Below are 9,696 nucleotides of genomic sequence, written 5' to 3'. Positions count from 1 at the left end.
CGCGGGGCGCGGGGCGCGGGGCGCGGGGCGCGGGGCGCGGGGCGCGGGGCGCGGGGCGCGGGGCGCGGGGCGCGGGGCGCGGGGCGCGGGGAGGTTAGTGGGGTGGGCAGGCGGACATGGAGGGGGCGATGCCTGTGCCGCATTCGGCTTTGAGGTTGGCTAGCAGGTTGTGGTCGTAGACGAGCACGGTGAACTGGCCGAAATCTTGGCGGTCGATGGGGGTGCCGAATTGGCGGTCGGCTGCTGCGAGGGTGCCGTAACCGGGGCGGGCGGTGTCGAGGATGAGGAAGCGGGCGTCGTGGAGGGCCGGGTCGTACCAGGCTGCGTCGGACTCCCAGCGGTATCCCTTGATTTCGTCGCCGCCGGTGATGGGTGCGACGACGACGTTGCCGCCGGCGATGAGGGTCAGATCGTTGGCGTTCCAGTAGGAGCCGAGGCCGTGGGTCAGGTGCTTGCTTTCCAGCCAGGCGACGATCTCGCGTTTCGGCTCGGGGTAGGGCGGGGTGAAGGAGTTGAAGACGAAGACGACGCTGAAGAGGGCGAGCACAGCGGCGAGCGGGAGCGCGGCGCGGCGCGGGGGGAACCAGCCGGCGCAGACGCGGCCGGCGAGCGCGGCGCCCATGGGGAGGACGACGGCGACCTGGCGGGCCGACATGAGGTCGGTGGGGAGGGTGGAGGCGATGAATGCGGCGAGGTTGATGAGAATGGCCACGGCCAGAATCTGGCTGACACGATCGCCCAAAGGCTTGCGCAGCAACGAGAAAATGGTGACACCGACGGCGGCGAGGGCCAGGCCGAGGCCGGCCAGGCGCAGGATCGCGACGAGGTAGTCGGTCGGCGAGTTCATGTCGGGCAGGTACCCGCCGAAGTTGACCGTCATCACGTCGGCAAGCAGGCGCAGGTGGCCGAGCCACTTGGCCGGCGGCGCGAAATCGGTTGGCGGCTTGTGGGCGCCGAAGCCGCCGAGAGCCGTAATCAGTTTGAGTGTTCCCTGTCCTAATGGGACGGACAGCACGGCCGCGACCACCAGCTGCGCATCGAGCCCTTTCCAGTCCCGGGCGCGGATCGCGCGATAGAACCCGACCAGGGCCAGCGGCAGCACGCCGATGAAAAGCACCAGCGGGTCGGCGATCTGGCCCCAGGCGAGCATGAGGCCGATGAGGATGGGCAGCCACTTGCGGGAGACCGCCTTGTCGAGAACCAGCCAGGTCAGCAGGAGTGGCACGCCCGTACCCAGATGATTGGGGCCGCCGAAGGCCACGAAGAAGGCCGTTCCGGGCATGGGAAGCGCGATGATCGCTACCGCGATTCCCATGCGCACGAACGCGGTCAGGCCGGTGGTTTTCCCCTTGGCCAGCGCGGCGGCCAGAATGACCAGCAGGGTGTAGGTCATCGCGGCGGCGATCCGGAAGGTGTCCTCGCCGAACCCGTAGATCAGCTCGATCAGCGCGTATTGGATCAGCTCGGTGCTGTAGAACGAGACATCGGTCACAGTCCAGCCGCGCAGAATTGGGTTGCCGTGCAACATGTCCCACGCCTGCAGCGCGTTGCTCGCGCCGTCCGCGTTGATGGGCATGCTCTTTGCCATCCCGAAGTAGCCGAAGAAAGCGGCAACGGCACCGAGGACGACGAGAGCGGCGCGCACCGGCAGAGTCACGCGATCTTTGTACCAGGCGACCGAGGGATCCCGATGACCCGCGCCCCGGTGTAGCGTGCTTCTGTGCTTTCGGTCCTTACCCGCCATCGGGATCTTCGTCGTCTTTTCGGTGCCCAGCTGATCGTCTTCGGCGCTGACTGGTTCGTCATGGTGCCGTTGCTGGTGTTGCTCAACGACCTGACCCACAAAGGGCTCTGGGGCGGCCTGGCCCTCGGTGTCGAGACCGGCGTGGTGGCGCTGCTGCTGCCCTACGCCGGCACGCTCGCGGACCGCTTTGACCGAAAACATGTGCTCATCGCCAGCAACCTCGGTGTGCTCACGGCGATCTCGGGGCTCTTTTTCGTGCGCGGCCCGGCGGCTGGGCCGATCGCGCTGGTGGCCGTCGCCGTGCTGGCCGTGGCCAAGGCCTTCTATTCGCCCGCGGCCACGTCCTCTATCCCCAACGTTGTCCCGCCGGAGGATCTGCGCGACGCCTTGGCCATCACGAGCTCGGCTTGGGGCATCATGGCCATCATCGGTTCGTCGCTCGGCGGTGTCCTGAGCGGGTTCACGTCGGCCTACCACTGCTTTGGTCTTGTCGCGGCCGGTCTGGTCGTCTCGGCGTGGCTGACCTGGCGGGTGGACAAGCCGCTGCAGCAATCGATCTCCAAGGTCCATCGCCCCGCCTTCGCCGCGATCCACGAAGCTCTTCGTTATCTGCGCGGCGACCCGCGGCTCATGTCCTTGGTCACAGTCAAGTCGGCGGTCGGCCTCGGCAACGGTGTGCTGACCGTCTTCCCGATGGTGGCGCTCGCTTTCCATGTCGGGTCAAAGGGTCTGGGCCTGATGTTCGCCGCCCGTGGCCTCGGGGCGATCATTGGCCCGATTCTCTTTCGCCGGGTACTGAACAAGCCGGCCTTGCTCCTCCCCGGTCTTGCCCTGTCCATGACCGCATACGGCCTTGCCTACATAGGGGTGGCTTTCGCGACGTGGTTCCCGCTGGTGCTCGTTGGGGTTCTCATCGCGCACATCGCCGGTGGTGGCAACTGGGTGATGTCCAACTTCGCCATCCAACAGGCTGTCCCGGACGAGCTGCGGGGCCGGGTCAGCGCTACCGACACGATGATCGCGATGCTGGCGATCACCGTCTCGCAGCTCGTGATCGGCCTCTATGTCGACTCCGTGTCGACGACGGCGCTGTTCATCTGCTGCTCCGCCACGACGATGAGCTACGCCGTGGGCTGGTATCTGTTCACCCATCGTTACGTCATCCGCCGCCCGGCGCCCGCCCCGGCCAGCTGAACGGCCGAAACCGGGACTTGCCTTAGTCCGCTATCGTAGTGATATCACTTTGATAGAGGAGTACGAGATGGAGAAAAAGGCGTTCCGGATCTCCGGCTGGCTGGCCGTGCTCGCGTTGGTTCTGCTGCTCGGGGGCCTGGTGGCCTTCATTGCCTGGGCCATCACCGACGAGCTGAACGAGGGCGTCGTCGCGGCCGTCGTCGTGGCGACCGTCCTGGTCGTGGTGCTGCTGGCCAGTGGCCTCATCGTGATCAGCCCCAACGACGCGCGGGTGATCCAGTTCTTCGGGCGCTACGTCGGCACGATCGGCGATCCGGGCTTCCACTGCACCTTGCCGCTGACCGAGAAGAAGAAGATCTCCAAGCGGATTCGCAACTTCGAAACAGCGCGCCTCAAGGTCTCCGACGCCGACGGCAACCCGGTCGAGATCGCGGCGGTCGTGGTGTGGCGGGTGGTCGACACCTACGCTGCGAAGTTCGCGGTCGACGACTTCGTGGATTTCGTCGAGGTCCAGTCGGAGACGGCCGTGCGTCACCTGGCCACGAGCTACCCGTACGAGGCGCACGACAGCGGGCGCACGAGCCTGCGCGATAGCGCGGCGGTCAGCGAGGAGCTGACCAACGAGCTGAGCGAGCGCGCCATCCTCGCCGGCATCGAGGTCATCGAATCAAGGGTCACCCACCTCGCGTACGCCCCCGAAATCGCGCACGCCATGCTCGCGCGCCAGCAGGCTTCGGCCGTGGTCGCGGCTCGCTTCAAGATTGTCGAGGGCGCCATCGGTATGGTCAGCGGGGCGCTGGAGCAGCTGAGCGCACAGCACGTCGTTGAGCTGGACGAGGAACGCAAAGCACAAATGGTCGCCAATCTGCTTGTTGTCCTATGTGGAGACCGCTCGGTTCAGCCCATCGTCAACACGGGGTCGCTCTACTGAGGACAGTTCTCATGCCTGAGAAGAAGAAGTTGTTGTTGCGATTGGATCCGGCGGTCCACGATGCCCTCGCTAGGTGGGCCGCCGATGATCTGCGCAGCGTCAACGCCCAGATTGAGTACGCCCTGCGGATGGCGCTCAGGTCCGCGGGGCGTACCGTCAAGCGATCACTAGACGAGGAAGAGTTGTGACCGGTTCGTTCACCGTGAAAGTGCCCGCGACCAGTGCCAACCTCGGTCCGGGCTTCGACTGTCTGGGGCTGGCGCTCGACCTGCACGACGAGGTGACGGCGTCGCTTGGCGAACAGACGAGCGTCGAAATCCTAGGCGAGGGCGCGGGGGAGCTGGCCGACGACGAGAAGCACCTCGTGGTCCGGGCGATGCGGGAGACCTTCGACGAGCTGGGCGCCCAGCCCGCAGGCATCGTGCTGCGGTGCGTCAACCGGATCCCGCAAGCGCGTGGCCTCGGCTCCTCCAGCGCCGCCATAGTAGCCGGGGTGACCCTGGCCAACGCTCTGGGCGGCGGGACGCTCAGCCGGGCCGACGAGCTGCGCATCGCCGGGCGCATTGAGGGCCATCCGGACAATGTGGCGCCGTGCCTGCTGGGCGGGTTCACCATTGCCTGGATGTCAGACGGCGTGGCTTCAGCGGTGTCGTTGGCGCCTTCGCCGTCTTTGGTGGCGACTTTGCTGGTACCCACCGAAAAAGGTTTAACCGCACATGCACGGGCCGCGCTTCCGGCTCAGGTGCCCCACCCCGACGCGGCCTTCACCGCCGGCCGCGCCGCGCTGCTGGTGCATGCGCTCACCCAGGCGCCAGAGCTGCTTTTCGAAGCCACCGAGGATCGCCTGCACCAGGACTACCGGGCGCCCGGGATGCCGGCGACAGCGGCCCTGGTCCAGCGGTTGCGAGCGGCGGGAGTGGCCGCCACGGTGAGCGGCGCCGGGCCGTCGGTGCTGGCCTTGACCGCCCTGCCGTCCGATTTTGCAGTGGGCGAGGATTGGCTGACTCTGACTCTTGCTGCCGAAACTGGCCAAGTGACGGTTGAACCGGGTAACATTTGCAGCACGTTCAGACACGCCGAATAGTCCCGGTGTTGCCGCTGGTCGCAGTGGTTGATTACGCTCTAGCTAGCACAGCCGCGAAGCGCCCGATCCAATGCGGGGCGGCGCACCCGGAATAAGGTTCAGACGGCAACCCCGTCCACCCCCCGTCTTACGCCCCACGCAGCGCCGATCGCCGCTTCCGTCTCGTCTGGACGGTGCGTCTGAGCGATAAAACTCCCCAGTGCCCCTTCAGCGGGCCCTGCGGGTGTATCCGAGGCTTCCCGGCCGCCATCTTGAATTCCTCAGACCCGGGCAGCCCCGGCCAATCGAGGGAAGGAATCCATTGAGCGACACCACCGACATGACGTCGGATGTCTCCCACGTCGCTGACGACGCCTCCACCGGCCGGCGCCGCCGCACAGCTGGCAGCGGCCTATCCGCCAAGCTGCTTCCTGAGCTGCAGACCATGGCAGCTGGGTTGGGCATCACCGGCACCGGCAGGATGCGTAAGGGCGAGCTGATAGCCGCCATTTCCGCTGCACAGACCGGGGGATCACCGAGAGTCAGAGCCGCGTCCGCGCCCACCCGCGAAGAGGTGCGTGCGGAGGTGCCGGCCAGCGCCGACGCCCCCGCGCCCGCGGAAAGCCGCCGCCGATCCACCCGTTCGGCCAGCGCGCCGGAGTCTCAGCCGGAAGCCGCTCCGAGCGTGCCCGCGGCGTCCGAGAACGGCGACGGTCGCGTCCGTGAAGACCGTCGCGAGTCGCGACGGGAGCGCGGCAGGTCCGATCGCAACGATCGGGGCAATGACCGGGGGGACCGCAACGACCGGGGGGACCGCAACGACCGGGGGGACCGCAACGACCGTGCTGAGCGCGGCGACCGTGCTGAGCGCAGCGACCGCGGTGAGCGCAACGAGCGTGACCGTGGCGAGCGGGTCAGCGCCGACCGCGGCGAGCACCGCGAGCGCAGCTTCGACAACGATTCCGACGACGACTCGGACGGCCGCCGGAGCCGCCGGAGCCGGTTCCGGGATCGCCGCCGGGGACGTGACCGCACCGAGTCGGGCAGCGGTGGTGGCGGCGGCGGTGAGCGTGAGCCGCAGATCGCCGAGGACGACGTTCTAGTGCCGGTCGCCGGCATCGTCGACGTGCTGGACAACTACGCCTTCGTGCGCACGACCGGGTACCTTTCCGGCCCCAATGACGTCTATGTGTCAATGTCGCAAATAAAGAAGTACGGCCTGCGCCGCGGTGACGCGATCACGGGCGCGGTGCGCTCGGCTCGCGACGGCGAGCAGCGCCGCGACAAGTACAACCCGCTGGTCCGTCTGGACACGATCAACGGGATGGAGCCCGAGGAGGCCCGCCGCCGCCCCGAGTTCTACAAGCTCACTCCGCTCTACCCGCAGGACCGTCTGCGTCTGGAGACCGAGCCGCACATCCTCACCACGCGGGTCATCGATCTGGTGATGCCGATCGGCAAGGGGCAGCGCGCGCTCATCGTGTCGCCGCCCAAGGCCGGTAAGACCATGGTGTTGCAGTCCATCGCCAACGCGATCACGACGAACAACCCCGAGTGTCACCTGATGGTCGTGCTGGTCGATGAGCGTCCCGAAGAGGTCACCGACATGCAGCGCTCGGTGAAGGGTGAGGTCATCGCCTCCACCTTCGACCGTCCGCCGCAGGACCACACCACCGTCGCCGAGCTTGCCATCGAGCGGGCCAAGCGGCTGGTGGAGCTGGGCCACGATGTTGTCGTGCTGCTCGACTCGATCACCCGTCTGGGCCGGGCCTACAACCTGGCTGCGCCCGCCTCGGGCCGCATCCTGTCGGGTGGTATCGATTCGACGGCCCTCTACCCGCCCAAGCGCTTCCTCGGCGCCGCCCGCAACATCGAGAACGGTGGATCGCTCACCATTCTCGCCACGGCGCTGGTCGAGACCGGGTCCATGATGGACACGGTCATCTTCGAGGAGTTCAAGGGCACGGGCAACGCCGAGCTCAAGCTCGACCGGAAGATCGCCGACAAGCGGGTCTTCCCGGCCATCGACATCGACCCGTCCGGAACGCGTAAGGAAGAGATTCTGCTCGCGCCGGAGGAGCTCGTGATCGTGCACAAGCTGCGCAAGGTGCTGCACTCGCTGGAGTCGCAGGCCGCGCTGGATCTGTTGCTGGACAAGCTCAAGCAGACCCGCACGAACATCGAGTTCCTGATGCAGATCGCCAAGACGACTGCGGAGTAACGCCTGCTGAGGCCGGCCCGTTGCCGGGCCGGCCTCAGAAATCTCCGTCGGCGACCTGGAACACCGTGAGACCTAGCGAACGCCACATCTGGACGACCTGGTTGCGGTCATCGAAGACCGCCACGATGTGCCAGGCGTGCTTCAGCTCGCGCTCATAGATCTCCTGTTTGACGATGGAGTCTTTGCGGCTGTCGCCGGTGACGCGCATGTGCAGGCCGGCGTGCGGCACTCCCACGTGCTTGTCGAGCCAGGTCTCGGTCGCTTCGCGGCCGTCGTCTGTGCGGCCCGAGCAGTAGATGATCGTGTGACCAGCCTCATACATCGCCCGGACGGCCCGGATCACCGGCTGGTTCGGGGCGTCGAGGTGCACCTTCGAGGTGTCGTAGGGGCTGCGCCTGCCCATGATCGCGACCGTGCCGTCGAGGTCGACGAGGATCGCGTCCGGTTTCCGGTCGGGGGCGTCCAGCTCGACCACCGGCTCCCGCCCGGTCAGGTAACGCTCATGCATGCGGCGGATGACCGATTCGCCCACTCTTTCGCCCTCAGCCCGCTGAGCGTCGCGCTGGATGCACGTCTCCAGCGAGACGTGGGTGAAATCCACCACTTCGGCCTCGGCGCCCGCTTTGGTGGCGAGCTTGGCCAGATCACGGACCACCTTCGCGGCGAGGTTGGTGTCGTCGGAGATCACGTTGGCGCCCGCCTTGAGCAGGGCTTCGATCATCGCCTGCTGGGCCTTGGTGACCTGCCGCTCGGCCCAGTCCTCGCCGGTCCACCCGCCGTGCAGCATGCGGCGCAGCTCGTCCCGGTTGACCCGGACGGCTCGGCGCTGCGTCTTCGCCCAGGTCGTCTTGCCCGAGCCGGGCAGCCCGCGGGCGATGGTCAACTTCGCCATGCCCCTCATCCTGCCCCGTTTGCGGGCGAGATATAGTTACGGGTCGACTATCAGGTACTGGTTCACGCCACTGGCAACACTAGGCGACCCAGCGACCGCTTCTGAAAGGACCAAGGCCGATGAAAGCCGGTATCCACCCGCAGTACGAAGTGACGACCGTCACCTGTTCGTGCGGCAATCAGTTCACCACCCGCAGCACCGCCAAGGGCGGGCAGATCCACACCGAGTCCTGCAACGTCTGCCACCCGTTCTACACGGGCAAGCAGCGCATCCTCGACACGGCCGGCCGGGTGGCCAAGTTCCAGGCCAAGTACGCCAAGGTCCAGAAGAAGGACGCCAAGAAGGACTCCAAGTAGCTGTTTTACCGACGCCCGTCCCGGTTCCGGGGCGGGCGTCGGCTCGTGTCTGGGGGTTTGCGCAATGAGCAATGATCGTCTTTCCGGGCTGCTGGCCGAGTACGAGGAGCTGGAAGCGCGGCTGGCCGACCCGGCGATCCATGCTGACCAAGCGGCGGCGCGCAAGGTGGGCCGTCGTTTCGCTGAGCTGACCCCGATTCACAAGACCGCCCACGAGCTGACCGCTCTGCGCGCCGACATTCAGGCCGCCCGCGAGCTGGCCGAGGCAGACCCGGACTTCGCGTCGGAGGCCCAATCGCTGGAGGACCAGCTGCCGCTGCTGGAGGAGAAGCTCGCCGAGCTGCTGGCACCGCGTGACCCCAACGACGCCAAGGACGTGATCCTTGAGGTCAAGTCCGGTGAGGGCGGGGAGGAGTCGGCCCTTTTCGCCGGCGATCTCCTGCGCATGTACCTGCGCTACGCCGAACGCCACGGCTGGATCACCGAGGTGCTCGACTCGCAGGAGTCCGACCTGGGCGGAATAAAGGACGTTTCCGTGGTCATCAAGACGCGCGGCGTTCCCGATGGCGGCAACGGGGTTTGGTCACGCCTGAAGTGGGAGGGCGGCGTGCATCGCGTCCAGCGGGTCCCCGCGACCGAGTCCCAGGGCCGCATCCACACCTCCGCCGCCGGTGTTCTGGTCACCCCCGAAGCCGAAGAGGCGGAGATCGATATCGATCCCACCGACCTTCGCGTGGATGTCTTCCGCTCCAGCGGCCCGGGTGGACAGTCGGTCAACACCACCGACTCCGCCGTGCGCATCACCCACATCCCCAGCGGAATCGTGGTCTCCTGCCAAAATGAGCGTTCGCAGCTGCAGAACAAGGACAAGGCAATGCGCATGCTGCGCGCCAAACTGGTGCAGCACGCCGAGGAACAGGCCGCCGCCGCAGCCTCCGACGCGCGCAAGGCGCAGGTGCGCACTGTGGACCGTTCCGAGCGCATCCGCACTTACAACTTCCCGCAGAACCGCATCACCGACCACCGGATCGGTTTCACCGCCTACAACCTCGACCTGGTGATGGGCGGCGACCTCGACGCCACCCTCGACGCCCTCACCACCGCCGACCGCGCCGCCCGCCTAGCCGGAGAAGACCACCTCTCCCGCTAATTTCCTTTACGCCGCACCGTCGTGGTCGCTCGCCGTCAGCTCCCGCGCGGCACATCCGTCCGTGCTTGGCCACCCCCCGGCGGCTCCGCCGCCGACCCCGCACCCCGCCCCCCGCGCGGAGATCAGCGCGACATCGAGGCGCTCG

Annotated in this window: 9 protein-coding genes; 7 read left to right on the top strand and 2 right to left on the bottom strand. The window is 67.1% G+C overall.

Going from position 1 to position 9,696, the window contains the following annotated elements; translation table 11 throughout:
* Positions 1 to 94: 94 nt before the first annotated feature.
* The gene (locus tag Rhe02_RS48750) at positions 95 to 1,657 is read right to left on the bottom strand and encodes a hypothetical protein (protein WP_203915426.1); all 1,563 of its coding nucleotides are present in this window, start codon (positions 1,655 to 1,657) and stop codon (positions 95 to 97) included.
* Between the two features lie 63 nt (positions 1,658 to 1,720).
* On the opposite strand from Rhe02_RS48750, the gene Rhe02_RS48745 reads away from it, so the two are divergent.
* The 5 genes from Rhe02_RS48745 to rho all read left to right on the top strand — a co-directional run bounded on the left by Rhe02_RS48745 (position 1,721) and on the right by rho (position 7,153).
* A complete protein-coding gene (locus Rhe02_RS48745) occupies positions 1,721 to 2,938 on the top strand; it encodes an MFS transporter (protein ID WP_239124570.1) in 1,218 nt (405 codons plus the stop codon).
* Positions 2,939 to 3,005: 67 nt separating this feature from the next.
* The gene (locus Rhe02_RS48740; RefSeq protein WP_203915425.1) at positions 3,006 to 3,869 is read left to right on the top strand and encodes an SPFH domain-containing protein; all 864 of its coding nucleotides are present in this window, start codon (positions 3,006 to 3,008) and stop codon (positions 3,867 to 3,869) included.
* An 11-nt stretch (positions 3,870 to 3,880) separates the two neighbouring features.
* A complete protein-coding gene (locus Rhe02_RS48735) occupies positions 3,881 to 4,057 on the top strand; it encodes a type II toxin-antitoxin system antitoxin (RefSeq protein ID WP_203915424.1) in 177 nt (58 codons plus the stop codon).
* Complete coding sequence (gene thrB, locus Rhe02_RS48730; protein WP_203915423.1) at positions 4,054 to 4,953, top strand: homoserine kinase; 900 nt, start codon at positions 4,054 to 4,056, stop codon at positions 4,951 to 4,953. The genes Rhe02_RS48735 and thrB overlap by 4 nt, the downstream gene beginning before the upstream one ends.
* A gap of 301 nt (positions 4,954 to 5,254) precedes the next feature.
* A complete protein-coding gene (rho, locus tag Rhe02_RS48725) occupies positions 5,255 to 7,153 on the top strand; it encodes a transcription termination factor Rho (protein WP_203915422.1) in 1,899 nt (632 codons plus the stop codon).
* A gap of 34 nt (positions 7,154 to 7,187) precedes the next feature.
* On the opposite strand, the gene Rhe02_RS48720 is transcribed toward rho, so the two are convergent.
* Complete coding sequence (locus Rhe02_RS48720) at positions 7,188 to 8,045, bottom strand: phosphatase domain-containing protein (protein ID WP_203915421.1); 858 nt, start codon at positions 8,043 to 8,045, stop codon at positions 7,188 to 7,190.
* Between the two features lie 119 nt (positions 8,046 to 8,164).
* Between Rhe02_RS48720 and rpmE the strand changes: the two genes are divergently transcribed.
* Together rpmE and prfA are read left to right on the top strand one after the other, a co-directional pair.
* Positions 8,165 to 8,401: a 50S ribosomal protein L31 gene (gene rpmE / locus Rhe02_RS48715; protein WP_203915420.1), complete on the top strand. Its 237-nt coding sequence runs from the start codon at positions 8,165 to 8,167 to the stop codon at positions 8,399 to 8,401.
* 64 nt (positions 8,402 to 8,465) lie between these two features.
* Positions 8,466 to 9,551 (top strand): peptide chain release factor 1, encoded by a 1,086-nt coding sequence (gene prfA / locus Rhe02_RS48710; RefSeq protein WP_203915419.1) that lies wholly within the window; start codon positions 8,466 to 8,468, stop codon positions 9,549 to 9,551.
* Positions 9,552 to 9,696 lie beyond the last annotated feature (145 nt).

Origin of the sequence: Rhizocola hellebori, assembly GCF_016862955.1 — a bacterium.
Taxonomy (GTDB): domain Bacteria; phylum Actinomycetota; class Actinomycetes; order Mycobacteriales; family Micromonosporaceae; genus Rhizocola; species Rhizocola hellebori.
The sequence above is the reverse complement of the archived record's forward strand: the minus strand, read 5'-3'. Positions and strand labels throughout refer to the sequence as shown.

What these genes read in the sequence shown, in the direction of transcription:
- Rhe02_RS48740 (WP_203915425.1), top strand. Translation starts at nt 3,006, where the DNA reads ATGGAGAAAAAGGCGTTCCGGATCTCCGGCTGGCTGGCCGTGCTCGCG.
- Rhe02_RS48735 (WP_203915424.1), top strand. Translation starts at nt 3,881, where the DNA reads ATGCCTGAGAAGAAGAAGTTGTTGTTGCGATTGGATCCGGCGGTCCAC.
- Rhe02_RS48720 (WP_203915421.1), bottom strand. Translation starts at nt 8,045, where the DNA reads ATGGCGAAGTTGACCATCGCCCGCGGGCTGCCCGGCTCGGGCAAGACG.
- rpmE (WP_203915420.1), top strand. Translation starts at nt 8,165, where the DNA reads ATGAAAGCCGGTATCCACCCGCAGTACGAAGTGACGACCGTCACCTGT.
- prfA (WP_203915419.1), top strand. Translation starts at nt 8,466, where the DNA reads ATGAGCAATGATCGTCTTTCCGGGCTGCTGGCCGAGTACGAGGAGCTG.